Consider the following 229-nt stretch of genomic DNA (forward strand, 5'->3'; position numbering starts at 1 on the left):
GCTCAGGACGACGAGTAAATGCAGCACCCATTAACAAACCACCATTACTACCACCTTGAATACCAAGATGCTTGCTTGACGTAATTTTACGAGCAATTAAGTCTTCAGCAATGGCTTCAAAGTCTTCATACGCTTTATGACGATGTTGCTTTAACGCTGCTTGATGCCAGGCTGGGCCGTATTCTCCACCACCGCGAATGTTAGCCAGTACATAAACACCGCCCTGCTC

General features: G+C 46.7%; 1 protein-coding gene. It reads right to left on the reverse strand.

Going from position 1 to position 229, the window contains the following annotated elements; genetic code table 11:
• Window positions 1–229, reverse strand: a 229-nt coding sequence (locus AAEY72_RS16625; RefSeq protein ID WP_352311817.1) for a prolyl oligopeptidase family serine peptidase, incomplete at both ends; no start/stop codon positions are given.

It is taken from the genome of Psychrobacter sp. W2-37-MNA-CIBAN-0211 (assembly GCF_040309405.1).
In the GTDB taxonomy this organism is placed as follows: Bacteria; Pseudomonadota; Gammaproteobacteria; order Pseudomonadales; family Moraxellaceae; genus Psychrobacter; species Psychrobacter glaciei.